Origin of the sequence: Pseudoalteromonas sp. UG3-2, from assembly GCF_037120705.1 — a bacterium.
Taxonomy (GTDB): Bacteria; Pseudomonadota; Gammaproteobacteria; order Enterobacterales; family Alteromonadaceae; genus Pseudoalteromonas.
This window is the reverse complement of sequence record NZ_JAWLJU010000002.1, coordinates 1,872,169-1,899,021: the sequence shown is the minus strand read 5'-3', so window position 1 is coordinate 1,899,021 and position 26,853 is coordinate 1,872,169. Positions and strand designations below refer to the sequence as shown.

The window sequence follows — 26,853 nt, the reverse complement described above, 5'->3', positions numbered from 1 at the left end:
GCACGAGTACTGTGCCAAGCCCTAACTTATCGGGAATTACCGGTTTTGTAAAATATTTGTTTTTAATGTATGTTTGGTGTTTATTTTGATGTGCTTTTTATTTTCTTTTTATTTATTTTTATCACATTTTTTATGTGTTTTAGTTGTGGTGTATGAATAAAGTATTCTTAATATCATAGAAAGATAGTTTAATTGCTCTATGGAAGATGCAGGCCTAGCATCCGCTAGGCCTGCACGCGATTTAGTCGATCGCTTCACCTTGTAAAATCCAGTCAGCGGCTGGAAGGCCTTTCAGGTGATAGTCAAAGTACTCTTTCATTCTAATGGAATAATCGAGTTGATTAGGCTGTCGCTTTAAGTGGTGCGGCTCACCCTCATACTGCAGCATAATCGCGTCTTTGCCATGTCTTCTTAGCGCCAGATAATACTGAATGCCTTCTTGCCATGGCACGGCGCCATCTTTATCGCCAAACATGATCAAGATGGGCGTATTAACCTTATCTGCGAAAAACACTGGTGAATTCTCAATATAAAGCTCGGGCGCCTCGGTGAGTGATTTGCCAATGCGGCTTTGACCTGTTTCATACTGAAACTGTCGAGCAAGCCCTGACTTTAAACGAATGCCGCTGTATGCCGAGGTCATATTAGAAACCGGGGCACCTGAGACAACTGCTTTAAACATATCGGTTTGGGTGATCATAAAGGCACTTTGGTAGCCCGCCCATGAGTGGCCTTGCAAACCAATTTTATCTGGGTGTGCGACGCCGCTATCAATGAGCGCTTGGGCAGCATTCATCATCGTTTGTGTCGATGAGGGACCCGGGCGACCAATTTCAAAGCGGATGTCGGGTAAGAAAATAGCATAGCCATTAGAGGTGAACATCGGCAAGTTAGGTCTATGGTTCAGTTCCATTTTAGGGAAGTCATACATGCGTTGACTCATGTAGCGGTAGAAATAGATCACCACCGGCACTTTGTCACCCTCTTGGTAACCATCGGGCTTAATTAACACCCCTTGTAGGTCTTCGCCATCAAACCCCTTGTACTGCACTAACTCAGGTTTTTCTCCCCAAGCAAAGGTGGGTTGTTGGGGGTTAAGCTTGGTTAGCTTAGTGGTATTGCTAAAGCTGCTGTCACTGACCCAGTAATCGGGGAATTGGTGGTAAGTTTGCTTAGTGAATAGGTAAGTATCTGACTCTTTGGCTTTCGTCACTATGGTGAATTTGGCCTCACCCGTAAGTCGGCTTTCCAGTTTACCCGTCGCCAATGACAGGGTGGCCACATGGGTTTGCTTATTGTTTAGGTTATGACCATGGAGCACTAAGGTATCAGATTTATTAAATCCTAGTTGCTCTTTATCTTGGTAACCTAGGCGGTATTGTGTCTGAGTCTTATAGCCGTCGGTTAAGCGTGTAGCTTGGTGAGTTTGGGTATCGAACGCCCAAATGTCGTATTTGCTATAAGCATACAAAACGCTGCCATCCGTTTGCCAACCGGCAAAGCCATAACCACTATTTGGCTCTGGGCGGTCGTGTTTATCATCGGCAAAAATAGCCGTTTTAACCGCTTGGCTGACGGCGGTCAGTTTTTGGTTAGGTAATGACTTAAGCCATACTTGGCCGTCTTTGATAAACGCTGCGTGTTGTCCGCTAGGTGACAGCGTTGGGCGGTTAGGGCTGGCTTTAACGATCAGCTGACGTTCACCGGTTTGCACATTGGTAGCGTAATAATCACGATAAAAGCCTTTGTATAGTATTTGCTCTAAGTAAGGCTGGTCGTTGCTACCAAGCAGGTAATCAGCATTTTTGTTGAACGCAACATAGGGCATGGTTGGACTTTCTAACTGCACCACTTGCTGACCTTCGAGGTGATAAACAGCTTGAAAGTGCTGGTCGCGGCGGCTTTGCTGCCATGTTTTGGCTTCTCGCGGTTTAATTTCTGGGTCTTGGTTGTGCCAAACCTTTAAGCCCTTTTGGTCGCGTATGGTGTCATAGTCATACAAGGATGCGCGGTCTTGATACTTGAGTTCGGGTTGTTTAGCGTCGAGGACAGGGCGGTTTTCGAAAAACAGTCTGGTGCCATCATCTGACCAACTTAACTTGGCGGTTTTACCGCTAAACCACTGTGGTGGGTTTTCGATATTACGCAGCTGGTTGGATTCCGGGGCCCATAATGTCAGTTGATAATCGCGACGGCGCTTATCCTCATTGACATAGTTGCCTAAATAGAAGGCGACGTGTTCACCGCTGGGTTGCCAAGCTATATCAGCCAAGGTTACCCCAGGCTCTTCGATTAGGTTTGCTTGGCTGCCATTGGTTAAGTCCATGTAGACCACGCGGTTTTGGCTGCCATCATGGCTGTGCTGGGCGAGCAAGATGGCTTGACTGTTTGGAGCCAGTTGATAACTGGCAACATCCGCGATGGTTTGGCGGGTGTTGGTGGCTAAATTCACCACCACCAGTGGCAACGCCGTGTCGCCTTTATCGGCAGGAATTGCCGCGTTTTCAGAGGTTTCTTCTGCGGGCTCAGAGGCTTTATCTTCACGGTAAACTAACCAGTTACCATCATCAGAAAGCTGGTAGTCTTTGACGGCTGCAAAGGTCAGTTGTTTCTCTGTATTGGCGTTGACTAAAACGAGATCGTTTTTAAGTGCTTTTTTGTCTTTTTTGCTTGCCGTTTCTTGCGCCAGTAAGGTCGGTTGTTGGGTAAATGCCACCCACTGACCGCTTTTATTAATGGTGGGCTTGGTACCACGAGGAACTGTTGCAATGCGTTGCTTGGTAATGAGGTTGTAAACATGTCCCTCACTGTTACCGCGATAAGGCTTGGCGCTAAAGCTAAGTAGTTCGCCTTGCTCTGATACTTGGGTACCATGAGGGTAGCGAAAATCGAATACATCTTTAAATTCTAAACTTGGCTTAGCGGCATAGCTTGCTGTGCTCAGTAAGGCGGCACTGAGCAATGATAATTTGAGTGTCATAGTAAGAGCATCTTAGTCATTGTTTATTGCGTTTTTATCACTTTTAGTGAGGAAACTAAAATGCTCTGCGATACGTGGGGGGAGTTAATACCAATCCACATTAATACTTGCTCAATTTGAGGGAGCAAATTCGACGCTAACTGCGTTAAAAATTTCTTATTTAGAACAACTAAATAGAAAAATTTTCGCCTTGCTATCGACAGAATTTTCTTGCCTCAAATAGACCACTTAATTAAGCGAATTGGTATAAGCGGTGAATTATTCTTGCCGCGGATAAACGCACGCAAGGTGAGTTGGTGCGATGTCCTGCGTAGGGAGTAAAAATAGCCGCTATACAAGGGCGTATTGGTTGCTGGTGGGGCTGCGCCGCAAATGATTGCGGCTAGTTGTTATCGCTATAGCCAGATTTTTTCCAGTTCAACCCATTGTTTGTCGAATTGTGCCGTTGGTCTTGCTTTAAAGTCACTTCTGACAAATTGATTCATTTTTCCTTCAACAAAAGCCAGAAATAAATTAGCTAAAATACCTTCTTCGCTACTGAACGCTTTGCCTTCGCGTAGCTTGCGCTCTCTAAGCACTTGTTTAAACTGAGTTTCTAACTTTTCAAACAGGCTTTGTACGCGCTCACGCAGGCGTTCTTGTTCACCTTGCAGGGCATCGCCGGTAAGAATTCGAGTGATCCCTGGGTTCTTTTCTGCAAAGGCCAACAGCAGGGTTAAGATGTTATAAATGCGAGTGCGGGTTTCTTTTTCATTTTCTAAAATTAAGTTAATTCGCGATAGCAGGGTGTCTTCAATAAACTCAATCAGCCCTTCAAACATTCGCGCTTTACTTGGGAAATGGCGGTATAGGGCTGCTTCGGAAACGCCCACTTCGGACGCGAGTTTTGCTGTGGTAATGCGTTGCCCAGGACTGGTTTCTAACATTTGTGCGAGAGACTGGAGAATTTGCTCTTTGCGATTACTGCGTTTGGTCGCTGGCATGAAATTTCCCTTATTTGTTCTAGTTGTTATGTTTATTATCAATGCAATGAAGCGTAAACCCCGATCAGCTCACACTACCGGGGTATCATGTTAATGTTTTATTCAGTTTCTTTCCAGTCTTATTACATGAAGGTTATTTTATCTTTTTTGCAATGGCTTGCATGACAGTAAGTGCTAACTCTTTTTTACTAGTGTGGGGAAGTTCTTGTCGTTCTTTAGTCCAATAAAGCGTCAATGCATTGTTATCAGAGTTAAAGCCACCCTGTTGCTGAGAGACATCGTTGGCACAGATCATATCTAAGCCTTTATTGGTCAGTTTGCCTTTGGCATAGGTTTCAACATTTTGGGTTTCCGCAGCAAATCCTACGGTGTAAGGGCGCGACTCACCTAGCGCGGCAACACTGGCAATAATGTCAGGGTTTTTTACCAGCGTTAAGGTCATTTCATCCCCTTGCTTTTTGATTTTTTGCTCGGCGACATTGGCCGCACGATAGTCTGCAACTGCGGCACAGCCAATAAAGACATCGGATTGTGGCGCATACTCTAAAGCGGCTTGCTGCATTTGCTCGGCAGTTTGCACATCCACACGATTCACTCCCATTGGGGTTGAGAGCGCAACCGGGCCGGAAATCAAGTTGACTTTAGCGCCTAGAGTGATGGCCGCCTGAGCTAGGCTGTAGCCCATCTTACCTGAGCTATGATTGGTAATAAATCGCACTGGGTCGAGGGCTTCTCGCGTGGGACCTGCGGTAATGGTGACTGTTTTACCGGCTAGGGTTTGCGGCACCGCAGTCAGTGCGCTTAAACATAGCTCTACCAGTTCATGGGGTTCTAGCATACGACCAGCACCGACATCGCCACAGGCTTGCTCGCCTTTACCTGGCCCCCAAATAGCCACGCCACGTTGGGCTAAAGTCGCGATATTGGTTTGCGTCGCGCCATGGCGATACATTTGCTGGTTCATTGCCGGTGCTACAGCAACGGGAGCCGGTGTTGCTAACAACAAGGTGGTGAGTAAGTCATCAGCAATCCCCATCGCCATTTTAGCGAGAGTATTCGCGCTGGCCGGTGCCACCAGAACCAAATCGGCCCACTTGGCAAACTCAATATGCCCCATCGACGCTTCGGCTTGGGGGTCGAGCAGAGAGTCTGACACCATCTCTCCCGATACTGCTTGCATGGTCAGTGGCGTGATAAAATGTTGCGCTGACTCGGTCATGACGACTTTAACGTCAATGTGATGGTCTTTAAGGCGGCGAACGAGCTCGGCACATTTATAGGCTGCAATGCCACCGCTCAGCCCCAATAGTAGGCGTTTATTTCTTTGCATGCTGATGTTGCACTTTAATAACCAGTAATAGCGCTAAGATAGCACAGACTCGACTGGCTTTTGAATTATCTCAGCCACTGACTACACTTCAATTTTGATGGAGATAATTTTAACAAGGAATAATGTTATGCAAATATCCGCACTGCCCAAAGCCACGCGTCCCCGTGAAAAGCTACTTGCCCAAGGCGCTGAAGCGCTCAGTGACGCCGAACTGCTAGCGATCTTTTTGCGCACCGGAATAAAAGGATTAAATGCCATTGAATTGGCAGAGTCGTTGTTGCAGCAACAGCAGTCGCTGCAGCGCTTATTTGATGCCCCGCTGCAGGAGTTTGCTATGCTGAAAGGACTCGGGGTGGCAAAATACACCCAGTTGCAGGCGGTGTTGGAGCTAAGTCGCCGTTATTTAAAAGAGCAATGTGTCCGTGAGACCGTATTTCAAAACCCCAGTGCCGTCAGAGCGTATTTGACCGCAAGGCTAAAAGGTTTGAGCCATGAGGTATTTATGGTGCTCTATCTTGATAACCAAAATCGCTTAATCAAAGATGATATTTTATTTCATGGCACCATTAATGCCGCCTCGGTGTATCCTCGGGAAGTGGTTAAGGCGGCATTAAAAGAGCATGCTGCATCGCTCATTTTTGCCCACAACCATCCTTCGGGGGTTGCTGAGCCCAGTGAAGCCGATAAGTTAATTACGAAAAAACTTTGCCAAGGGTTAGCCTTGGTAGATATAAATGTCTTAGATCATTTAATTATTGCTGGAAGTGACTGCATTTCGTTTGCCGAACGTGGCCTAATTTAACTGTGTTGCTGGAAATTTGTGCGATAAATCAGGGTGTTTGGCTATATTTTGCAAATTAGTTCAATTTAAATGCAGTTTTTACTTTCCTCGAGGGCTTCGGATCATTATAATTGGCCGCTATCAAATTTACCCATGAGCTGATTTCAGTAGGATCAGATCCTTGATCTCTGCCTGTAGATACTGTATAAAGAGCGCCCTTTGATTTTACCTGGGGCACGCAGTTAAGGCCTTAAGGGAAAATTAAGCTCGAGCGAAGTTATTGGAGATACATAGACATGTCTAAAGTCTGTCAAGTTACAGGTAAGCGCCCAGTGGTTGGTAACCACCGTTCGCACGCGCGCAACGCTACTAAGCGTCGTTTCCTACCTAACCTACAAACTCACCGTTTTTGGGTTGAAAGCGAAAAGCGTTTCGTTTCACTACGCACTACTACTAAAGGTATGCGTATTATCGATAAAAAAGGCATCGACGCGGTACTAGCTGATATCCGTGCTCGCGGCGAAAAAGTGTAAGGAGCTTAAATCATGCGTGATAAGATCCGTTTAGTTTCTACTGCTGGTACTGGTTATTTCTACACTACCGACAAGAACAAGCGTAACATGCCTGAAAAAATGGAGATCAAAAAGTACGACCCTAAGGCTCGTAAACACGTGATCTTCAAAGAAGCAAAAATCAAGTAATTTTGCTTTTACAGAATACTAAAAACCCAGCTTAGGCTGGGTTTTTTGTTTTTTGGTCGAGCGTATCCAATCACTTTAGGTTATTTTCGGTGAATAGAGTTTTTATTCACTATAGCTGCCACTTTGCAAACAACAGCACTTATGCATACGGATAACCTCAGCTACTACAGCGGCACCTTAAGTCGCCAGATCTCACCGCTGTGTTGCTTTAGTTGAGTAAATACCACATCACCGTTAGCCAAGACATCAAACTGGTGGCTGAAGCCAGTTGGAGGCATGAAGTGAAGTGTTTCCTGATCTGTTTCTAGGTTATAACGCCAAATACGATTATCTCTTTCGTAATACAACTGGTTATTATGCAAACGCCAGTTCAACCAGTTGCGAATAGGCACATCGGCAACCAATAAGCTTTCTTTATTTCCTGCCAATTGCCAAATACCTGGTTGGGTAAACTTAGTAAAAAATAACGTATCACCTTGGCGATAACCACTATAGCCGCCATATTGTGTGAGCTGTTGGTGTACTTTGGAAATAGTATTAAATGACCACAGTTGCCAGTTACCAGAGCGCTCACTGCTGTAGATAATTTCGCTCTCCGTACTACCATAATTAGCGACATAAGGCTTGAGCTCAGGACTAATGAGCTGTTCGGTATGAGCGGTTAAGGTATCAAAGCGATATATGCCATCGCGGTACTCGTACAATACCTCTGTGCCTTTGCTGCTGATTTGATAACGTTGAAACTCAAAAGGGTGCGGCAGAGGAAGCTGCCGGTGGTTGCCGTTACGCGTGTCTATACTCCACAGTCCAGAATTGGCGCCATGATCCGAAATATACCACGCTTGGTTAGAGATAACGGCCTTAGGGAGACGGTTAAGCGCCTGATTATCAACCAGCGACTCTGTTTTCTGTTGCTTAGCATGGTAGTACTGCACAGTGGTATTCAAGCGATATTGATTAAATAACACGGTGTTATTGCTATCGAGCAAAGCCAAACTTTCGATAGCGGCAGTTAGTGTGTGTATAGGTGTTACCTGATTACTGCTACGCTTTAGTGCGTATATGCTCGTTGCCGCAGCAAAATAGAGTGTCTCGGTATCCCAAGACCAGCTAAATGCGGTGATATTGTGGGGCACTTCTTTAGATGCAAGCAGCGTCATGTCGGGATAACTAAACAGCGAAATACGTTGTTGGTTTTCGCCAAGGTACCTTGCTACGGCTAATAGCTTATTATTATAGGAAAGGCTAAACAGGTGATCGCCGCGCAAGTTGCCTCGAGTAGGTGGTAAGGTCAACTGAGTGTGTTTATTGGTATTGATATCATAGCGGTAGATACCATAGCCACTATGGATACTTTCTCTTTTACGATAAAGCAGTTGTTGATCTGTACTGCCCCAAGTCAGCCTAACTTTTTCAACTTCGCGACAGGGAAACAACGAGCGGTGTTGCTCATCGGCGATATTATACACTTTTACTTCACATGCGGAGCTCTGTTCAACATAAGCAATATGAGAGGCATGACGGCTCAGCGCTTGCGAGCGAATATTGGCACTGAATAAATGCCTTTCGCCATGGGGTGTTGCCAACCAAAGTTCCGCCAGCCCGGCCTCAATAGGATGGGTGTAACTAAAGGTTTGTAGGTTCGGTGCCGCACTGAGTTTCAGCTCAATACCGGCTTTGCCCATGACTTTTTGTGGTTGCATCACTGTGCTGGGTTGGTGTTGCCAGCTGGTTGAAAATACAAACAGAGCCACTGTTATGGCAATAATCATAGTGGCAGCGATACCTAGGTAAAGCGCCTTTTTATAGTGACTTTGTTTGTTGTTACCTTGCTGCAGAGGCTGAAGGCTCGCCACTAAGCGGTAGCCTAAGGTCGGTATGGTTTCAATGAACTCGGTGTTAGGAGCGAGTGTGGCGAGGTGTTGGCGTAAGGCTGAAATGGCTTTATTAATGGCACTTTCTGACACCACGCGCCCTTGCCAAACTTGAGTAGTTAATTCATCGCGAGATACTACGTTGCCTTGTGCTGACATCAGTGTCATTAAAATGGCAAAGGGCTTAGGTTCAAGCCTTAGCGCTGCTTGTTCATTGCTCAGTATACGGTTTTTGCTATCAAAATTGAGTGGACCTAACTGATACTGCATTCCTTTTACTCTTTGATTTTATTGGTTATATTTTTTGGTAAGGAATTTCTCACCATAACTTCTCAGGAAGTTGTGGTGTTTTTCTGCTGAATACTTAGGGTACACCAAAACCAGTCAATAGGGATCACAAAGATGAAAAAGAATAACTGGGTAAACACTGTTATCAGCGCTGCTGCATTTGCGCTTTTAACTGCTTGTAATGGTGGCTCAAGCACTCATTCGCAAAATGAAATCAATAAAGACGATAAACAGCTCGTTGGTGGTATGCGAAAATTTTCTTTAAACGAGCGCATTTACTATATGACGCCACCGCAGGACATACCTAAAAATAAAGCGTATAAATTATTACTGGCCTTCCATGGTTCTGGTGGCACGGGTTATGGCATGGCTGCAATGACACAGTTTCATAAACAAGATGATGACTATTTAGTGGTCTATCCTAAATCAAAAAATGAAGAATGGAATGAGGGCTGTGGTTGTAACAAGGCCCATCGCCTTGGCATCGATGATCTTGGATTTGTTGATGACCTAATTCAGCAGTTGAAAAGTCAATACGATATTATTGACGGCGAAATTTATGCAGCTGGTTTTTCCCAAGGTGGCTTATTTGTGCAGAACTTGCTGTGTAACCGCTCAGACGTTTTTCAGGGCATAGTGACGGTGGCTGCCCCAATGTCTTATCAACTAGGTATGGCGTGTAACCTAACCACACCCACTAATTATCGGATAATGCATGGTAAGAAAGATAATGTGTTACCGTATCATGGTCAAAGTGGCGTCAATTTTGGTTTGTTTTCATCAACCCAAGCAATTGATATTGTGGCTAAGTTGAATACCCAGCAAACCAAATACATTGATGAAGTTATCGGCCAAGGTGTAACACTAAGGTATTACCCTGATAAAAGCGTGAAAACGGAACTGATTAGTGTGGCGCAAGCATCTCATAACTGGAACTTATCTCCAGTTGAGACCACAAAGTCAATTATGACGTTTTTCAAATCGAGCAGTCGCCACCCCTTGCCGACAGGGTCTGACCTGTATCAGGTAAGTGGGAATTATTACCATGTGAGACATACCTTAGCGCAACCTGAGAAACCTACAGTGGTCATGCTCTCAGGCGCTAATATGCACTTTCATAGTGACAGTGCTTGGTTTGCTTTGTTGCAGCCCTACTTGGAAACAAAATTTAATGTGGTGGTAATAGATCGGTTAGGTCAAGGGCTAAGCAGTACTGTAGAGGCTCCCTCGATGGCGCAATTTGCCGCAGACTTGCCAGTACTATTTAATAAATTAGCACTCAATGACGTGCACCTTCTGAGTTTTGCCAATAGTAACTCGGTGCCATTGATTGCCATGCAGCAATCAGGTGAATTTAAGCAACAAGTTGCCAGTATGCTATGGCTCGACCCAGATATTTTAATGCCTCACTCTGTTGCACTTTATCAGGGCTTCCCGGTGGATTTATACCGTGACTATGGTCAAACCTTAATTGACCATGTTGCTGCAGGCAATTGGCAAGAGAAAATGGATGGCAAGATCACTGCGGAAAAAGCCCATGTTGAGGCGCTAATGGCCAATAATGATTATGCACAATACATGGACTGGGACTACTTTAATCTGATCATGCAAACGCGACACAGTATTGCTGCTCAGCTCACTCGAGTTCATGAAGTGATGAACTATCATGATGACTTAGAGCTAGTCAAGGATTGGCAACCTGATGGCAGTATCCCAATCAGTATTATCGACAGTGACTTTGAAAGTGAAAACATTGCTCAGGCGGAAGATGAAGCGCTTAAAGCCAAGTTACTAAAGTGGCAAAGCGAAGGCCGAAAATGGTCACAGGAGGTGGCGACTGCAAGTGGTGGTCAGTATATACCACTGAGTTCTACCGAGCACCTCATTCCATTTACTCATCCAGAGGTGATCGAGCAGGCACTGCTTGAACTATCACAATAGTCAAACTATTCCTACTAGGTGATATGCCATCATCGTTCATCCAAGCCAGCCAAATGTGCTGGCTTTTTCTGTTACTATACCAGTTGCTATAAAGCCTTTTTATGTCCAACGGTTATAAAGCTAAGCGGGATTTTGCCAACACTTTTCGGTTACTGTATGGTGATGACCAAATTGCATAAGACAAGATAAAGCTGCATAACCTTTTACTACTTTGGCGTTAATTAAGTGGTCTAGCTTTGGGTAAGAAAAGTTTGGTGCTAACCAGGTGAAAACTGTGCTGCTTAGTCACTCTGAATAAGCCAGGTCTAACGTAGTGAGCATCAGATATAGTCCTTCAAATTACTCAAGTCTTAAGCCGAATGGTATCAATGCTACGACTAAAATTTGGACTCTGATATACAAGGTGCAGTGAAGCTGATTGCGGTCAGTTTCAGTCGTCTGCAATGCAATCCAAAGAAAATATATCAAGTATTTTCTTTACCTCAACCTATGTTGAGGTAATAACCTGAAGTCAGGATCAACAAAAGGAATATTATGATGACACTGCAAAATTATATCGAGTCGTTACAATTAACCTACACCGCCCCTTCAGCTGAGCAGTTACATGAATTTCAGGAAAAGCACCTGGCACTGTATAGTTTTTCCAGTATAAATGCGTTGAAAGCGGAAATTCTGCCTTTAGATGAAGCCGCACTGTTGCAACGCGTGGTGCTAAAACAGCAAGGTGGCTACTGCTTTGAACTTAATAAACTGGCTTATTTAGCGTTACATCAGCTTGGCTATGAAGTTACGCCGTTATTAGCAAGGGTACTGCTGAATGGCCGTGAAGATAACGGTAGAACCCACCGACTAACCTTGGTCCATTTAGCAGGCGAGAGTTATTTGTGTGATGTTGGGTTTGGTTCGAAGTCGCCACAACGGCCATTGCCAGTATCAAAGTCAGGGATAGTCGAAGCTGGACACTACCGTTATAAAATAACACGTGATAATCATTCTCTCAGGGTTGATGTATTGCATCCCGAAAGCGTCAGTTTATATAGTGCAGAGTTGAGCCAAGTGAACGAAATGGATTGCGATATTGCGCATTTTTATAGTCACCAGCATCCAGAGTCTAACTTCGTCAAGAATCTGATTTTGTCACGTGTGGCTAATGGTAAACGTTATACTATCCGAAATTTGCAGTTTAGTGAGTTGGATGAGCGCAGTCAGTTACGCTCACAAACCATAATTACTTCGCCGCAGCAGTTATTGCAGCTGATCCGTAATATCTTTTTAATTAACCTATCAACGGCGCAAGCAGAGCATCTATTCTCTCGAGCTCGGGCAAATGCATGCTAGCAGAGCTAATCGTTATTACACAGAGGGTTATCTAGGGCGTGAGTTTAAAGGCTTAAACCGTCGCGCCCTGCATTCAGCTTAGTGGTTTAGACTGACTAGTAACTTTTTTAGTAACTGCGCAAGTTGGTCTTTTTCTTCGTCGCTGAATGGCGAAAGTAATTCATGACCCTTTTGTACGTGAGCCGCCACGACTTCATCAATGAGCTCTAACCCTTCAGCTGATAACGAAACCATTACACCACGGCGATCGTTAGGATCTGGGCTACGTTTTACTAGGCCTTTGTTTTCCAGTTTATCAATCCGGTTGGTCATAGAACCAGAGGTGAGCATTAAGCTTTGTAATAACTGATTGGGGGTTAGCGTATACGGTTTACCCGAGCGACGCAGGGTTGCTAACACGTCAAATTCACCACCATTGAGTCCGAACTGGGTAAAAACTTTATGAAGTTCTTTACTAAATAGGGCATCAGTACGCACTAACCGTCCCATTACAGCCATGGGTGATGGATCAAGATCCGGCCTTTCCTGGTGCCACTGCGCTATTACGGTATCTACCAAATCATTTTTCTGCATAACAACTACTTCTTTATTGATTCGTTCAACCTAAGATACTCGAAAAAAAACTCTAAAGCAAGAATCATTGGGTCAACTATCTTCACATAAAGATGGTTGACATTGAGATTGTTTAGGTTATCTTTTTGTAAAACTTGTTGCATTGAATTTACCTACTAGTCTCATAACTAGCTAGTTATTGGTATTCGAGTATTTCAACAAGTGAGCACAATGAATTAGGAATTTTGATTTAATAACAATATATTACAGGAGCAGGAAGATGAATTTACGGAACCCAGTGAATGCCCTAGAGCAGTCAATTGTGGAAAAACCAGGGAGCAAGGGAACTGAGGTCAACACCCTCATTGACCTATTACAGTATCAGGTATCAGCTCAGCCCAACGCTCAAGCCATTGTTGGTATGCATGGCAGTATGACGTTTAAGCAGCTAGAACAACAAGCTCAACAAATTGCGTCAGCTTTAAAGCGGGCGGGGGCTAAGCCGGATGAATATATCGGTTTATTTGTCGACCCATCTTCAGAATTAATCACGGGTGTGTGGGGGGCTTTATACGGTGGTTGTGGTTATTTGCCCCTGTCTCCTGAATATCCAGAAAAGCGCATTCAGTATATGATTAAGGACTCAAATACACGCTTTATCCTAACCCAAGAACACCTTAAAGCTAAGTTGCTCAAGATGGTTGATGCAGACGTTACAGTGATGAGTTTTTCTGATCTGGTATTGCGTGAACCTTATCAAGCGCAAGCAAGTGCAAAGAATCTTGCTTACATGATTTACACCTCTGGCAGTACCGGGGCACCGAAAGGGGTGATGATTGAACATCGCAGTGTGGTAAATCAGCTGCTCTGGTTGGGTCGAAAGTATGAGTTTGATTGCAATACACGCATTGTGCAAAAAACACCATTTAGTTTTGATGCGGCACAATGGGAGATCCTCGCCAATGCCATGGGCGCTTGTGTAGTAACGTGTGATGTCGGCATGTATCGTGACCCACTGGCGCTGATAGACACTATGATTGAATATGAAGTAAGTGTCTTACAGTGTGTTCCTACCTTATTGCAAGCATTACTCGATGCTCCAGGTATTCAGCTTTGTAGTACATTAAAGCGAGTCTTTAGTGGTGGGGAAACGCTCACTAAACAACTTGCAAAGCAGTTTTTCACAGAGTTACCTGATAAGCAGCTGACTAACCTATATGGTCCCACTGAGTGTACGATTAACTCCTCCGCGGTGGATGTGACGAGTGCAATGTTGGCACAAGATAGCGAAGCAATCACCATTGGTAAGCCGGTTGAAAATACCCGTTATTACGTTTTAGATGAACAACTAAAGCCGGTTGCGCAAGGGCAATCTGGAGAGTTATTTATCAGTGGGTTGCAAGTTGCACGTGGCTACTATAATCGCGAACAAACCACTAAAGAGCGCTTTATTAGCAACCCATTTTCAGATGACCCCGAACATAGCGTACTGTACCGTAGCGGTGATCTAGTGAAATCGGATATTGATGGCAACATACACTTTCTTGGTCGTGCTGATAACCAGGTTAAGCTGCGAGGTTACCGGGTTGAGCTGGATGAAATTAAGCTTGCTATAGAAAAGCATGATTGGGTTAAAAATGCCGCTGTAGTGATAAAAAATGATCAACGCACTGGCTTTGAAAATCTCATTGCCTGTATTGAACTCAATAAACGAGAAGCCGCGGTGATGGATCAAGGTAACCACGGCGAACACCATCAATCAAAGAAGAATAAACTCCAAGTCAAAGCACAATTATCCAATGCCGGTTTTCGCGCACCACAGGCGCTGCAGTCTAGCCCGGTTGTCGATTTACCAAATAAAAAGCCTAGTTTGGGGCAGCAACGTACGGTTTTTGCGCGCAAAACCTACCGCTTTTTTGAAGGCGGAGAACTCACAGAGCAAGATATTGTGGCCTTGTTAACGGCAACTAAAACAGGCAGTTCAGCGCAACAGCTAGAAAACTTTACTTATGGTCAGTTTGGTCAATTGCTGCGTTACTTCGGTCAGTTCAAAAGTGAGCAAAGACTGCTGCCGAAATATGGTTATGCTTCACCTGGCGCTTTATATGCGACACAGTTATTCGTAGAAATTCATCAGTTATTCGATCTTGAAGCGGGGATTTATTACTACCATCCAGAGCACCACGCTCTGTACCTAGTTCAGCCATTAGCTGAGCGAGCCACGGCGACTTTTCAGGTGCATTTTGTTGGCAAGCAACAAGCCATTGAGCCGGTGTATAAAAATAACATTCTGGAAGTGTTAGAAATGGAAATGGGGCATATGCTGGGGCTATTTGACCACGTATTACCTCAATTCGGATTAGCGCTCGGTGCAGGGCAATATCAAGCTGAACTACAACAATCTCTCACCTTGAATGACGATGATCAATACCTTGGTTCTTTTGAAGTCACCAGTGGCCATAATGCTGTGCCACTTACCAGTGTCGAAACCATAGTTCAGGTACATAAGATTGCTGGGCTATCACGAGGGCAGTACAGTTTTCGCGAAGGTCAATTGCAGCCTTTTTCTGAGCAGGTAATCGATAAGAAAAGCGTGATTGCTATTAATCAGCAGGTATACGAGCGTGCGAGTTTCGGTATCTCGTTACTAAACCACAGTGATCAGAGCTGGCGCCATTATGTTGACCTGGGTCGCCGCTTGCAACAGCTACAAATGAACTCACTGAATATTGGGCTGATGTCCTCAGGCTATAGCTCAAAAAGTGGTAATGATTTACCTTCGGCGGAGCGTATGCGCGGTATTTTGGCTGAGCAAGGAAGTGTCATGAAGCCATTTTACTTTTGTGTTGGTGGTAAGGTTTCCGACGAGCAAATGCAAAGTGAGGGAATGAAAGAAGATTCGATCCATATGCGTGGACCGGTTGAAATTCTCAAAGATGACTTACAAAGCCGGCTACCCACATACATGGTGCCAAATCAGATCGTTGCCTTTGATGCTTTTCCTCAAACGGCAAATGGTAAAGTCGATTATATTGCCTTAAAAGCATCCGACAAACTCGCTCAGTTAGGCAGCAATGTGCCCTATATTGAGCCGCGAACCGCCCTTGAGGAACAACTGGCCGAAATCTGGAAGCTGGCGCTTAAGTGGGACAAGGTGTCCGTGAAAGATAACTTTTTTGAAGGCGGAGGCAACTCACTGACCGCGGTGACTATGCTCAACCATATCAATAAAGCCTTGAACCTTGCGCTACCCATGCAAACCTTATTTCAAGCCCCAACGGTGGAAGACCTTGCGGCGCATATTCAACAATGTGATCGCGATTCCGGAACACGTTTAATTACACTGAATGACAGTGCTGAGTCAGCTAAAATATTCTGTTGGCCTGGATTAGGCGGATACCCTATGAGTCTCAAGTCTTTAGCTGAAAAGTCAGCGGAGCAGGGCCAATTTATTGGTGTTCAAGCTCATGGAATTAATGCCAATGAAGTCCCTTATCAAACCATTAGTGAAATGGCTCGAGCAGACATTAAGCTACTCAAAGAAGTGCAACCCGAAGGTCCATACACGCTGTGGGGGTACTCCTTTGGTGCTCGAGTGGCGTTTGAAGTGGCCCACCAGTTAGAGTCCGCAGGCGATACTGTGGAGAGTGTATATCTGATTGCACCGGGCTCTCCGGAGTTGCCGCAATTTAATAACCGTGCACGCGTGCCATGTTTTAGCTCACCGGCATTTGTCACTATTTTATTTTCGGTGTTCTTTCAGCGGATCCGAGGCCCAGTACTTGATAAATGCTTAGCGGTAGCCAAGGACAAGGCGAGTTTTATTGATTTTGTCTGTACTAACCACCGCGCGTTAAATAAAGAAATGGTCACTCGTATTGTCGAGATTGTGATGCAGACATACGAATTCAAATACACCTTTAACGAGTTATTGGAGCGCCAAGTCAAGGCTCCTAAGGTGATATTTAAAGCCCAAGGCGACGACTATTCATTCCTAGAAAGCATCCCAGGCTACAGTGAGCGTGATACCCAAACCGTACATCTGCAAGCCGATCACTATGCGTTGTTAAAACACCCTGGGGTCGAAGAGCTTTATGCCGGTATTGTGGCACAGCAACAAGAGCAAGCGCATTTCGAAAACATCCTAACCGCTTAATCATGGAGCTATAAACACAATAATTCCGGATGTTAAATACAGAGAGTGACTAAGTGATGTTTCCAGTGCTGTGGTGGTGATTGATTAGGTTCACAGCAGGCAGCTAAGCATTAGCACCAACTCATGTACATGTTTAACTCTATTTACCAACTTATGAAGGATAATAATGATGACAAGTTCAACCATACCGCTGCTTATAAAACCCGAAGTCAGTGAGGCATTAAAAAAAGGGAAGGCCGTTGTGGCCTTAGAATCTAACGTAATAACCCATGGTTTAGACTATCCCGAAAACCGCGATACAGCACTGCGAGTGGAAGCGGCGGTTCGCGAGTCTGGTGCTATTCCTGCGACAATCGGGATTGCAGATGGCAAATTCTTAATTGGCATGGATCAGCAAGAAATTGAAATGTTTGCAACCACTGAAAATATTCCCAAGGTCAGCACCAGAGACTTGCCTGTGGTATTAGCACAAAAGCAGCTAGGGGCAACAACCGTGGCATCCTCTTTAGTCGCTGCAGAGATGGCTGGGATAGACTTTTTCTCCTCCGCTGGAATTGGTGGCGTTCACCGAGGAGCACAACAAAGTATGGATATTTCCTCTGACTTAATCCAGTTCACGCATTCAAAAGTCGCAGTGGTGTGTGCTGGGGCAAAAAATATATTAGATCTTGGTCTGACCCTAGAGTATCTCGAAACCCATAATGTGCCTGTGATCTCTTATCAGTATGATGACTTTCCTGCTTTTTATTGTCGCTCAAGTGGGTTCAAGGCCCCGCAACGAGTCGATGATGCCAGTGTCATGGCCGATATTATAGCCACTCAGTGGCAGCTGGATAATAGCCGTAGCCTGGTGATCACCACACCTACGCGTGAAGAAGATGCGATAGCAAGTGAGGAAGTGAATGAAGCGATTAATGGCGCCATTTTGGCAGCTCAAGCTCAAGGAGTCGCAGGAAATGCGGTGACTAAATATATTATGAAAGCCATTGATAAAGTGACCAAAGGCCGCAGTGCTGCAGCCAATGCTGCGGTGTTAGTTAACACTGCTCGGGTCGCGGGATACTTAGCCGTTGCTTATGCTACTAAAGTGCGCAGCCTAGAGCAGCCAGCTGGAAAAGAAAAACAATTCGTTGTTTGACAAAATTTTTTTATAATATATCTTTACATAAAGATACTTTATATAGAGTATCTTTATGTTTTATCGATGCAGTGAAGCGCCACTGCATCGTCACAAGATGAAGGAGCAGAACATGAAATTATTACCTTGGATTGTAACGGTGGTGATAGTCACCACCTTGGCTGCTGGGAGTTATGCCCTAAAAGGCAACATCATTGCAGCGCGGGCACAGTCGTCATCGGAGCAAGCGGCTACCGTTGAGGCGATGCGGGTTAAGACCGAGGCCCATCAACCTTATATTGAAATCAGTGGTGTGCTCAAAGCACCGCAGACGATTGCTTTAGTCAATGAAGTACCCGGAAAGATCACTAAAGTGCATTTTGCTTCAGGTGACTTGGTTGAAGCGGGTTCTGTGCTAGTAGAGATCAATCATACCGAGGAGCTAGCCCAGCTTAAATCGGCAAAAGCACGGGTTAAGCAACAGCACAATACTGTGGCTAGGTTTAAGCGATTAAATAAGCTTGGCAAGCTTAGTGAGCAGCAACTTGAAGAGGCCGTCACTTTGCTATCTCAGTATCGAGCCGATGTTGACTTATTGCAGGCAAAAATTGACAAAAAAGTGATCACAGCCCCATTTACGGCCTATGTCGGGATCCATGATTTGCAGGTGGGGCAGTATTTGGCTGCGAATACCGAGCTTACACAAATGGTCGGATTACAACAACACATGTGGGTGGACTTTTCGGTGCCACAAACGTATGAAGAACTTGCTATTAACACCCCAGTTCGAGTGTCTTTGATAGGCAATGACAATAGCGAACAATTAGCCTACATAAACTCAGTAGAACCTGAAGTTTCTGCTAATACTCGCCAGCTAAAGTACCGCGCACGGATTGCACGAAATGAGGAGCTGTATGCCAATCAGTTGGTCAAAGTCCGTTTGCCAATAGGCGATGTGCAGCAGGTAATATCGGTGCCTGCAATGGCGATTATAAAAGATCAATTGGGTAACTATGTCTACCTGTTGCAAGAAGATGAACAAGGCGTTTTACGGGCGCAACGTCAACAGGTGGAGCTTGGTGAACGCATCGCAGACCGAGTGATGATCGTCAAGGGTTTGCAGGGTAACCCCATGATTGCCAGCTCCGGTGCGTTTAAATTAAGAAATGGCTTGAAAACCTTTATTGCGCAACCGCAACAAGAGTCGGTGGTCATGGAAGAAACTCAGCAGCGCGGGGTGTCATTATGAACAGCCAACACCACATTATGGATAAATTTGTGACTAAGCCCGTATTAGCAATCGTGTTATCTGCCATTATCTGCATTGCAGGGCTATGGTCAGCATGGCAAATAACCGTGCTACAGTTTCCTAAAATTGCGAGTTCTTCACTGGTTGTCTCCACCAACTATGTTGGGGCATCGGCTAGTACGGTTAAAGGCTTTATCACCGATCCTATTGAGCGTATTAGCGCCACGGTACCTGGGGTTGATTACGTTGAGTCGGCAACCACGTCAGGTAGCAGTAAAGTCACGGCTTACTTAAAACTCAATGAAGACAGTGCTAAGGCATTAGCGGAACTCAACGCTCGGCTAGGGCAAGTCAGTTATATGTTACCCCAGGCGGCGGAAGATCCCGTGGTGTCTGTTGAGCGTACCGACAGACCGCATGCCTTATTTTATTTGAATATTGAAAATGATGGTGTGGCGTTAAATCAACTGACTGACTACCTATCACGTCAGGTTACACCAGTGATAAATGGTATTGAGGGTGTCCAGCGAGTGGCGATTGAAGGAAGTCGAACGCCTGCACTGCGCGTCGATCTGAACTCAGCAAAGCTGGATGCCTTTGACCTGAGCGCTGATGAGGTCTATCACGCGCTGGCAAACAACAATACCATTGCAACGTTAGGCTTTACTGAAACATCGAAGCAACGGATCGATCTGGTCACCAATACGCAACTAAAAGATTTAAGTGAGTTTAAACGTTTAGTAATTCGACAAGCTGACAACGAAACTATCTATTTACGCGATGTTGCTAGTGTTCGCCTGGGCTCTGAACAACCTACAGTGAGTGCCCGTTTAGATCAGCAGGATACGGTTTATATTTCGGTATGGCCACTGCCGGGAGCGAATGAGATCGCTATAGGAGATGCCCTATATGATCTCACTGCAGAAATAAACCAAACTATGCCTGAGGGGCTGAGTATTAACTATGCCTATGATGGCACGCTTTATATGCGTGATGCCTTAAATGAAATTTTTATCACCTTAATCGAGACCATTGTGCTGGTAGGTGCGGTGGTGTTATTTATGATGGGATCGTTTAGAAGTGCTGCGGTCCCCTTGATCACTATTCCCATCTCAATTTTAGGAGCTGTGGCAGCCATGCACTTAGTGGGGTTCTCTTTGAACTTATTGACGGTGTTGGCGATTGTGTTATCGGTAGGCTTGGTGGTAGACGATGCCATTGTGGTGGTGGAAAATGTGTCTCGCTACATCCGTGAAGGAAAATCAAAGCTGCAAGCTGCATTAGAAAGTTCTCGGCAGCTATTTGTGCCTATTATTTCTATGACCTTAACCTTGGCCATGGTGTACACCCCAATAGGCTTCCTTTCTGGACTAACGGGAGTGTTATTTAAAGAGTTTGCTTTTACACTCGCCATCGCTGTATGCATTTCTGGTTTCGTTGCGGTCACCTTATCTCCCATCATGAGTGCTTACGTCACCCCTGAAGGCGGTAAAGAGACCAAGTTGACTAAGCAAGTGAATAGTGGTTTTGATTGGATCCGTGAGCGCTATAAAGGTGTGCTAAGCAAAACAATGCTCTGGCGCGATCAAACCTTGTTGGCGGCGTTGCTGTTAAGTTTATTGGTTGTACCATTTTTTATGGGCTCTAAAAAAGAGTTAGCTCCGGTAGAGGATCAAAGCCAAATTTTTGTTTTGGTACAGTCGCCACCAGAATCGTCACTTAACTACAACGAAGACAACATGCGTGCTGTGGTTGACAACTTGCTGGAGATCCCAGGGGCGACGCAAATGTGGCAAAACATTTTTACTAACAGTGCGTTCGGTGGGGTTGAGTTTACCAGTGCTTCGCAACGTGACTATACCACCATGTCGTTGATCCCAGAGGTCTATGGTCGATTAGCACAAATTCCAGGTATTAATCCTTTGCCAATCTTACCTCCGCCGTTACCCACTGCTGGACAGTTCGATGTCGAGATGGTGGTGAAGTCGGCCGACAGCTACCAAGAGATGAAGCCTTATGCAGATAAACTCATAGGCAAAGCTTTTGCCAGTGGTCAGTTCTTATACGCAGATACGGATCTGAAAATCGATTTGCCGCAGATAGAAATCATGCTCAAGCGTGAGACGATAGCCGATCTGGGGATGGATCTTGCTCATGTTAGCCGTCAACTGGGCATTCTGTTGTCGAACAATTACGTCAATCGTTTTGATGCGCGTGGGAAAGCCTATCAAGTGATCCCCGTGGTGGATGGCTATGTCAAAGCCGATCCATCGAAACTTCTCAGTTTACAGATTAAAGCCCAAAACGGTGCCATGGTGCCCTTATCTGCCATTGCCGAAATAAATTGGACCACGGTGCCGCGGCAATTGAGTAGTTTTGGACAACAAAATGCGTTTCGTATTTTTGGTGGTATAGCCCCTGGGGCGACCAAAGAGTCTGCGTTAGCCGCGTTGGAGCGTGCCGCTCAAGAGGTGCTACCGCCCGCTTACATGATTGACTACGCGGGAGAGTCAAGGGAGATCCGCAAACAAGGCAACAGCTTACTTGGGGTGATGGCGCTTTCGATGCTGATTGTCTATTTGTTGCTGAGTGTGCAATTTAACAGCTTTCGTGACCCGCTTGTTGTCTTAATTGGCAGTGTGCCACTGGCGATGATGGGAGCGCTGGCGTTATCCTATTTTGAGTTCACCACCATGAATATTTACTCACAAGTTGGCCTTATTACGCTAATTGGACTCATTGCTAAAAATGGCATCTTAATCGTGGAATTTGCCAATCATCTCCAGTTGCAGGGGATGAGCCGTACGGAGGCTGCTATTTCTGCTGCCGCGACTCGTTTGCGTCCAGTGTTGATGACCACTGCAGCAACGGTTCTTGGTCACTTTCCTTTAATGTTGGTGAGTGGCGCAGGCGCGGAGGCGCGAAACAGTATTGGTATTATTCTCGTCGCTGGGATGATGGTAGGTACATTGTTTACCTTATTTGTGCTGCCAGCCTTTTACGCAAAGCTAGCGACAAAACGCTCTAAGGTTGTGAACTCAAAAGACAATCGTGTCTTACTCCCGGAGTTAGCATAACTCGTTAAACATGTTAGTAATCTGTCTCCTTGACCAAAGAGCCTCATAGGCTCTTTTTTCGTTTCATAGCGGTCATTGCCTCAGCGCAACTCTCTAGTAAATTAGCTGCTAAAACTTACCTAACCATACCCCGCACGTAGCCTACAAATCACAGAACGGTTATGTCTGTTCGGCAGAGGTGACAGCAAGCCTATACTGCCAGTTAAGTCGCGCTCAATAAGCCTGTGTCTACTAAGCAAAAACACACGTGCTAGGCTCAAGCTTTCTTCATTAAGTAACAGTTGCAGTTAATAGTGTAATGGTTAGCGGAAGTGTTTGTAGCCGTATCGATAAAACACGCAAAGGGGATTAAGTGAGTCGCACGTTAATGGCAAGCGTTAGGTGCTTGCTACTGTGTAGCCAGCAAGTAGACTGCTTGCAAACACACCAGAGTTATAATAACAGTGGGGCTTCGCGCTTGATTTATCGCCATGATTGCGCAGCAACATAATGGCCCGGCGTAGTAAAAGGGGTTAAGGAGTTGAAAATCGCTTCAAGAAGATTGCTATTTTAACCTATAGCGACCGCGGTTAGGCTATGGCAGCGTTGCGTATACTGAGCTGCAGGTAAGGTATGGAGTTCAAATTAGTGCGCTAACTTGAGCTGGTTTGGTTTCAGGAGCAGTAAGGGAGAGAGGAGCTGGTGGTTGTTAATGAGCCAATAACGCTATGGTGGTTTTGGCACATTAAAAAAGGGTGACTAAGCACCCTTGTCAACAGTAGCGCTTTGTTAAGCGGACATTTTGGCTTGTGCCAGAGTGGGGTAGTCTATGTAACCTTTAGCTCCACCACCATAAAAAGTACTTTCATCCACCGGGTTAAAGCTTGCGCCGATGTGGGCGCGCTCAACTAAGTCTGGGTTGGCCACAAACAAAGCACCAAAGCCGATACCATCGCCTAAATCTTGCTGCAGTACATCGGTGGCAATGTCAGGGGTAACAGGGCCATCTTCCCAGCTATTGTGCGGATTGATAATCAGTGCGCCTGACCATAATGAACGGATCAACGCGCTGGTGCTACGAGTGGCCGCTTCCATGATATGTAAGTAGGCCAAATCAGTAGGGAGCGCCTTGATTAATTCAGGGTACAACTCAAGAGTATCGGTTTCGGCAATATCATTGAATTGGTTGTGCGGCGAAATACGAACACCAACTTTGTCTGCACCAATGGCCTGGGCAACGGCGTTGACCACTTCAACGGTGAAGCGAATGCGGTTAGCGATGCTACCGCCATATTCATCGTCACGTTGGTTGGTGTTGTTGGCTAAAAATTGATGCAACAAGAAGCCGTTTCCAGCGTGGATCTCAATACCATCAAACCCTGCCGCAATAGCAAGTTGCGCGGAGCGCACAAAGTCGGCGATGGTGTCTTGTATCTCATCATAAGTGAGTGCTTTTGGCGGCGCAAAATCTTGCAGGCCATCAGGAGTGTACGTTTGTCCTTGAGCTGTAATAGCTGATGGTGCAACCGATTGATGCGCACTTGGGTATAGGCTTGGGTGACCAATACGGCCGCAATGCATAATCTGCGCAACAATCTTGCCACCTTGTTGATGTACCGCATCGGTGACCGGCTGCCAGCTGTTTGCTTGTTGACGAGTGTGTAAGCCAGGCGAGTTCATGTAACCTTGCCCTACCTGTGAGGGCTGGATCCCTTCTGAAATAATTAATCCAGCCGAGGCTCGTTGACCATAATAGGTTGCCATCATCTCGGTGGCCAGACCTGACTCTGTGGCACGATTACGGCTCATGGGTGCCATGACAAAACGATTGTTTACCTTGATACTGCCATATTGAGTTGCGTCAAATAATGTTTTCATCACGATATCCTTTTGTATCTTAAACTTTTTGTGGAGTTTTAGTCGGGGCAATAACCGTTGGGGATTTTTTGAATAACTGTTGCTGTGAAATAGCAATGGCTAACACGATCACCAGTGCCCCTGCGATTTGACTGGCCGTGAGGACTTCACCGAGAATAAAGAAACCCAGCAAGGTGGCGGCCAATGGGCTGGCAAAAGAAATAAAAGAAACGGTTACCACGGGTAATTTCTCTATTGCTTTAAACCACAGCACATAAGCAAGTAAAGCGCCAACCAAGCTCAAATAGGTATAACCAATAATATTATTGCTGGTAAGGGTGGTCGGGAAGCCTTCTTGTATGAGTGCAATAGGTACTAAAGCAAGACCCCCAACCACCAGCTGCCAGCCGGTAAAGGTATACAGCGAGACTTCAGTGGGTTTGCCCCACTTTTTGGTTAACACAATGCCAGTGGCCATGGATACTGCACCAGCTAAGCCTGCAACAATCCCTGCTGTAGGTAATACCATGTTTGGCTCAAGAACTAACAGCGCAATACCGATGGCACCCACTAAGCAAGCAACAAAGTGGCGAACTTGCAGTTTGTCATTTAATAGTAAAGCGCCCAGCAGCATAACGATGATAGGCTGGCAAGACATCACTAAAGCAGCCACCCCTCCGGGTAATAAATACGCGGCAACAAATAAGCAGTAAAAGAAGCCGCCGATGTTAAGCATTCCTAATACTGTGACTCTCAGCCACCATATTCCCCGCGGTAAGGTGTGACCCAGTAGCGTCAATAAAATGCCAGCAGGCAGAGCTCGTAATACTGAAGCGACTAAGGGCTTATCAGCAGGTAAAAGCTCGGTAGTAACAATATAAGTGCTGCCCCATATGGTGGGGGCTATCATTGCAATGAGCAGCCAAAAGATAAGTTGTTTATTACTCATACCGCCCCCAAATCGGTTGTACCGAAGTAGCGATCACCAAAGTCACCAATCCCAGGGATCATAAAAGCATGTTCGTTTAAACATTGTTCTATAGAAGAGGTTTGGATCACCACATCGGGAAAGCGTTTGGTGACATTAGCGAGCCCTTCAGGGGAGCAAAGCAAGTTGACAAAGGTAATGTTCTCAGGCTTGACACCACTATTGCATAATACTTCTAGGGCACAAATTGCTGACCCTCCGGTAGCTAGCATAGGTTCAAATACTAAGATATGGTATTGCTCAATATGCTCTGGCAATTTTGCATAATACAATTTAGGTAATTTGCTTTCAGGATCACGTTGGATAAGAATTTTTCCGATTGGAATATTCAGGTCTATCCGGCGCAGCTCGTTCTCCATACTTTCTCCTGCACGGACTACCGATACCCCACAAATTGGCTTTGCAAACTGTTTGCCTTGATAAATGGCACCAACTGGAGTGGTGACCTGCTTATTGTTAAAGGTTAAGCGCTGTAAGCTTTGCTCTAACAGTAAACGGATAACTTGGTCAGCATAGAAGGTAAATTGGCGCTTTGACGCCGTCTTATCACGGATTTTGGTGTGTAAATACTTCAGTCGATCCGTTTGCTCCAACTCGAAAACGTTTCGAGTATCAAATTCCGAATTAGAAGCTAGATTCAATGGTATTGCAGACATAAGTGCTCTCCTTAGGCAGGTGCCCGCGGTGGGCACCGGATTGTAGACTGGATTAACGGTTAATTTCAGCGAAAGCCTGTTGTGCTTCGCGGATGAATTTTTCGATCTTGTCTTTATCTTTTCTGCCGTTGGCACCCTCTAGCCCTGTGTGAGCATCAATGGCGGCAGGTTTAACCTTACGGATGGCATCGGCGACGTTTTCTGGGCTTAAGCCCCCAGCCATCATTAACGGCTTCGGTGAGCGACGCACTAGTTCAGCACTTACGTCCCAGTTATGTGTGAGCCCAGTTGCTCCTTTTGCTCCTGTTTTTGGATCAAATGTGTCGGTGATGAACATATCAACGTAGTCGGCCATTTCATCTACTAGCTGTAGCAGCTCCTCAGCATTGTCTTCTTTAACGACCAAACTTTTTAGAATATAAAGATCGGGGCGAAGTTGGCGTAACTTTTGTAGCTCTTCAACACTAATATCACCGTGCAATTGCACGGCTTTTACACCCAGCTCTGAGCAAAAACCACTGACCTCTTCGGCATCAACCATATAACTGATCAGCACACCAGCTTGTGGCTCGCTTAAGTTTTTAATAATGCTCGTTGCATCGTTTTCAGAAATATCGTCTTTACCTGAAGGCAAGCGCAGTGGAAAGCCCAACCACTCGATACCGAGATCTAAAATGAGTTCTGCTTCTTCACGGTCAATGATGCCTGCGACTTGGATAATATTATTCATTTGCTTTTCTCCTGTTAATGAAATTAAGTTTTAGTAAAGAATCTTTATATAAAGGTATTTATTATTTATCTTTAAGTCAAGTATCTTTTTATAAAGTTAATTTTATTTCCTAGTGCCAGAGCAATGAAATAGCCAAAAGGTTTTATTAAGTGACTTTTTTTATGTTTTTATATGAAAAGAAGCGCTAGGGGATTTTTCCCTAATCAGTTCATGCCGGGGATAACTTAGAGCTGCCATTGGCAGTGATGGGTAAGTCTTGCAACGAGGAGGAAAGGG

General features: G+C 45.3%; 18 protein-coding genes. 9 read left to right on the top strand and 9 right to left on the bottom strand.

Annotation, left to right across the window (positions count from 1 at the left end):
* Window positions 1-241: 241 nt before the first annotated feature.
* The 3 genes from R3P39_RS11620 to coaBC form a co-directional block, all read right to left on the bottom strand.
* The gene (locus tag R3P39_RS11620) at window positions 242-2,980 is read right to left on the bottom strand and encodes a S9 family peptidase (RefSeq protein ID WP_336567640.1); all 2,739 of its coding nucleotides are present in this window, start codon (window positions 2,978-2,980) and stop codon (window positions 242-244) included.
* Window positions 2,981-3,375: 395 nt separating this feature from the next.
* Window positions 3,376-3,963, bottom strand: coding sequence for a nucleoid occlusion factor SlmA (gene slmA, locus R3P39_RS11615; RefSeq protein ID WP_336567639.1), 588 nt, complete (start codon window positions 3,961-3,963; stop codon window positions 3,376-3,378).
* A 133-nt stretch (window positions 3,964-4,096) separates the two neighbouring features.
* Entirely contained in the window at window positions 4,097-5,293 is a 1,197-nt protein-coding gene (gene coaBC / locus R3P39_RS11610) for a bifunctional phosphopantothenoylcysteine decarboxylase/phosphopantothenate--cysteine ligase CoaBC (RefSeq protein ID WP_336567638.1), read from the bottom strand.
* Window positions 5,294-5,420: 127 nt separating this feature from the next.
* On the opposite strand from coaBC, the gene radC reads away from it, so the two are divergent.
* The 3 genes from radC (at window position 5,421) to rpmG (ending at window position 6,775) form a co-directional block, all read left to right on the top strand.
* Entirely contained in the window at window positions 5,421-6,095 is a 675-nt protein-coding gene (radC, locus tag R3P39_RS11605) for a RadC family protein (protein ID WP_336567637.1), read from the top strand.
* A 275-nt stretch (window positions 6,096-6,370) separates the two neighbouring features.
* On the top strand, window positions 6,371-6,607 hold the full coding sequence (gene rpmB, locus R3P39_RS11600; RefSeq protein WP_138508549.1) for a 50S ribosomal protein L28: 237 nt from the start codon (window positions 6,371-6,373) through the stop codon (window positions 6,605-6,607).
* A 12-nt stretch (window positions 6,608-6,619) separates the two neighbouring features.
* Window positions 6,620-6,775 (top strand): 50S ribosomal protein L33, encoded by a 156-nt coding sequence (rpmG, locus tag R3P39_RS11595; protein ID WP_099643121.1) that lies wholly within the window; start codon window positions 6,620-6,622, stop codon window positions 6,773-6,775.
* 164 nt (window positions 6,776-6,939) lie between these two features.
* Here the strand turns inward: rpmG and R3P39_RS11590 are convergent, their stop codons facing one another.
* Window positions 6,940-8,919 (bottom strand): winged helix-turn-helix domain-containing protein, encoded by a 1,980-nt coding sequence (locus R3P39_RS11590; protein ID WP_336567634.1) that lies wholly within the window; start codon window positions 8,917-8,919, stop codon window positions 6,940-6,942.
* A gap of 132 nt (window positions 8,920-9,051) precedes the next feature.
* On the opposite strand from R3P39_RS11590, the gene R3P39_RS11585 reads away from it, so the two are divergent.
* Together R3P39_RS11585 and R3P39_RS11580 are read left to right on the top strand one after the other, a co-directional pair.
* Complete coding sequence (locus tag R3P39_RS11585; protein ID WP_336567633.1) at window positions 9,052-10,878, top strand: alpha/beta hydrolase; 1,827 nt, start codon at window positions 9,052-9,054, stop codon at window positions 10,876-10,878.
* Between the two features lie 534 nt (window positions 10,879-11,412).
* A complete protein-coding gene (locus tag R3P39_RS11580; RefSeq protein WP_336567631.1) occupies window positions 11,413-12,216 on the top strand; it encodes an arylamine N-acetyltransferase family protein in 804 nt (267 codons plus the stop codon).
* A 78-nt stretch (window positions 12,217-12,294) separates the two neighbouring features.
* Here R3P39_RS11580 and R3P39_RS11575 read toward each other — a convergent pair whose 3' ends face one another.
* Window positions 12,295-12,789, bottom strand: a complete 495-nt coding sequence (locus tag R3P39_RS11575) for a MarR family winged helix-turn-helix transcriptional regulator (protein ID WP_336567630.1) — start codon at window positions 12,787-12,789, stop codon at window positions 12,295-12,297.
* A gap of 259 nt (window positions 12,790-13,048) precedes the next feature.
* Between R3P39_RS11575 and R3P39_RS11570 the strand changes: the two genes are divergently transcribed.
* From R3P39_RS11570 to R3P39_RS11555, 4 genes are all read left to right on the top strand, one after another.
* Complete coding sequence (locus tag R3P39_RS11570) at window positions 13,049-16,924, top strand: amino acid adenylation domain-containing protein (protein WP_336567628.1); 3,876 nt, start codon at window positions 13,049-13,051, stop codon at window positions 16,922-16,924.
* 166 nt (window positions 16,925-17,090) lie between these two features.
* Window positions 17,091-18,062, top strand: coding sequence for a pseudouridine-5'-phosphate glycosidase (locus tag R3P39_RS11565; RefSeq protein WP_336567627.1), 972 nt, complete (start codon window positions 17,091-17,093; stop codon window positions 18,060-18,062).
* Window positions 18,063-18,174: 112 nt separating this feature from the next.
* Window positions 18,175-19,290, top strand: a complete 1,116-nt coding sequence (locus tag R3P39_RS11560) for an efflux RND transporter periplasmic adaptor subunit (protein WP_336567625.1) — start codon at window positions 18,175-18,177, stop codon at window positions 19,288-19,290.
* A complete protein-coding gene (locus R3P39_RS11555) occupies window positions 19,287-22,367 on the top strand; it encodes an efflux RND transporter permease subunit (protein ID WP_336567624.1) in 3,081 nt (1,026 codons plus the stop codon). The genes R3P39_RS11560 and R3P39_RS11555 overlap by 4 nt, the downstream gene beginning before the upstream one ends.
* Before the next feature lie 768 nt (window positions 22,368-23,135).
* Here the strand turns inward: R3P39_RS11555 and R3P39_RS11550 are convergent.
* From R3P39_RS11550 to R3P39_RS11535, 4 genes are read right to left on the bottom strand one after another with little or no spacing between them, the layout of a single operon-like run.
* The gene (locus R3P39_RS11550; protein ID WP_336567623.1) at window positions 23,136-24,224 is read right to left on the bottom strand and encodes an alkene reductase; all 1,089 of its coding nucleotides are present in this window, start codon (window positions 24,222-24,224) and stop codon (window positions 23,136-23,138) included.
* Between the two features lie 19 nt (window positions 24,225-24,243).
* Window positions 24,244-25,152 carry an EamA family transporter gene (locus R3P39_RS11545; protein ID WP_336567622.1) on the bottom strand — a complete coding sequence of 303 codons (909 nt, stop codon included), beginning with the start codon at window positions 25,150-25,152 and terminating at the stop codon, window positions 24,244-24,246.
* Window positions 25,149-25,847, bottom strand: coding sequence for a uracil phosphoribosyltransferase (gene upp, locus R3P39_RS11540; protein WP_336567621.1), 699 nt, complete (start codon window positions 25,845-25,847; stop codon window positions 25,149-25,151). Before upp ends, R3P39_RS11545 begins: the two co-directional genes overlap by 4 nt.
* A 52-nt stretch (window positions 25,848-25,899) precedes the next feature.
* Complete coding sequence (locus R3P39_RS11535; protein WP_336567620.1) at window positions 25,900-26,577, bottom strand: phosphoribosylanthranilate isomerase; 678 nt, start codon at window positions 26,575-26,577, stop codon at window positions 25,900-25,902.
* Window positions 26,578-26,853: the final 276 nt, after the last annotated feature.

Excerpts from the sequence above, each read along its gene's own strand:
- R3P39_RS11590 (WP_336567634.1), bottom strand. The coding sequence starts at position 8,919 with ATGCAGTATCAGTTAGGTCCACTCAATTTTGATAGCAAAAACCGTATA.
- R3P39_RS11535 (WP_336567620.1), bottom strand. The coding sequence starts at position 26,577 with ATGAATAATATTATCCAAGTCGCAGGCATCATTGACCGTGAAGAAGCA.
- R3P39_RS11570 (WP_336567628.1), top strand. The coding sequence starts at position 13,049 with ATGAATTTACGGAACCCAGTGAATGCCCTAGAGCAGTCAATTGTGGAA.
- R3P39_RS11565 (WP_336567627.1), top strand. The coding sequence starts at position 17,091 with ATGATGACAAGTTCAACCATACCGCTGCTTATAAAACCCGAAGTCAGT.
- rpmB (WP_138508549.1), top strand. The coding sequence starts at position 6,371 with ATGTCTAAAGTCTGTCAAGTTACAGGTAAGCGCCCAGTGGTTGGTAAC.
- R3P39_RS11545 (WP_336567622.1), bottom strand. The coding sequence starts at position 25,152 with ATGAGTAATAAACAACTTATCTTTTGGCTGCTCATTGCAATGATAGCC.
- R3P39_RS11620 (WP_336567640.1), bottom strand. The coding sequence starts at position 2,980 with ATGACACTCAAATTATCATTGCTCAGTGCCGCCTTACTGAGCACAGCA.
- slmA (WP_336567639.1), bottom strand. The coding sequence starts at position 3,963 with ATGCCAGCGACCAAACGCAGTAATCGCAAAGAGCAAATTCTCCAGTCT.
- radC (WP_336567637.1), top strand. The coding sequence starts at position 5,421 with ATGCAAATATCCGCACTGCCCAAAGCCACGCGTCCCCGTGAAAAGCTA.
- R3P39_RS11550 (WP_336567623.1), bottom strand. The coding sequence starts at position 24,224 with ATGAAAACATTATTTGACGCAACTCAATATGGCAGTATCAAGGTAAAC.
- R3P39_RS11575 (WP_336567630.1), bottom strand. The coding sequence starts at position 12,789 with ATGCAGAAAAATGATTTGGTAGATACCGTAATAGCGCAGTGGCACCAG.
- R3P39_RS11585 (WP_336567633.1), top strand. The coding sequence starts at position 9,052 with ATGAAAAAGAATAACTGGGTAAACACTGTTATCAGCGCTGCTGCATTT.
- R3P39_RS11555 (WP_336567624.1), top strand. The coding sequence starts at position 19,287 with ATGAACAGCCAACACCACATTATGGATAAATTTGTGACTAAGCCCGTA.
- rpmG (WP_099643121.1), top strand. The coding sequence starts at position 6,620 with ATGCGTGATAAGATCCGTTTAGTTTCTACTGCTGGTACTGGTTATTTC.
- R3P39_RS11560 (WP_336567625.1), top strand. The coding sequence starts at position 18,175 with ATGAAATTATTACCTTGGATTGTAACGGTGGTGATAGTCACCACCTTG.
- upp (WP_336567621.1), bottom strand. The coding sequence starts at position 25,847 with ATGTCTGCAATACCATTGAATCTAGCTTCTAATTCGGAATTTGATACT.
- coaBC (WP_336567638.1), bottom strand. The coding sequence starts at position 5,293 with ATGCAAAGAAATAAACGCCTACTATTGGGGCTGAGCGGTGGCATTGCA.
- R3P39_RS11580 (WP_336567631.1), top strand. The coding sequence starts at position 11,413 with ATGATGACACTGCAAAATTATATCGAGTCGTTACAATTAACCTACACC.